This window comes from Marinobacter sp. UBA2498 (assembly GCF_002341575.1).
GTDB lineage: Bacteria > Pseudomonadota > Gammaproteobacteria > Pseudomonadales > Oleiphilaceae > Marinobacter > Marinobacter manganoxydans.
Genome location: NZ_DDOI01000145.1, coordinates 47,029 through 47,434 on the forward strand (window position 1 = coordinate 47,029; position 406 = coordinate 47,434).

The window sequence follows — 406 nt, forward strand, 5'->3', positions numbered from 1 at the left end:
CTGGATCTTCGGCCTTTTGTGCTGCAGGGCGTGAGAACCTACGTTACGGCTGGCGGGCTTACGCGGGTGGCGATGCGAAAAGGCTCCCTGGTGGTGAATTCGTCCCAGGGCGGTGGAAGCAAGGATACCTGGATCGTGGACGAGGAGAATTGATGTGCTGTCACGTGTAGCGGAACGACTGTACTGGATGGCCAGATACCTTGAGCGGGCCGAGAACAACGCCCGGATGATCATGGCCTTTAATTCCCTGGCGTTGGACATGCCCCGGGAAACCCAGCTTTCCTGGAAGGGACTGGTGGCCGTGACGGGCATGGGGGCGCTGTTTGACCAGCATCATCAGAAGGCCGATGAGCGCAACTGTGTGAAGTTTCTGATGGCGGATGGCTACAACCCGAGCTCCATTGCC

1 protein-coding gene is annotated in these 406 nt (G+C 58.9%); it reads left to right on the plus strand.

What is annotated here, in order from left to right:
- Positions 1–154: 154 nt before the first annotated feature.
- The coding region (locus B2W52_RS20240) for an alpha-E domain-containing protein (protein WP_286803980.1) at positions 155–406 on the plus strand (252 nt) is incomplete at its 3' end.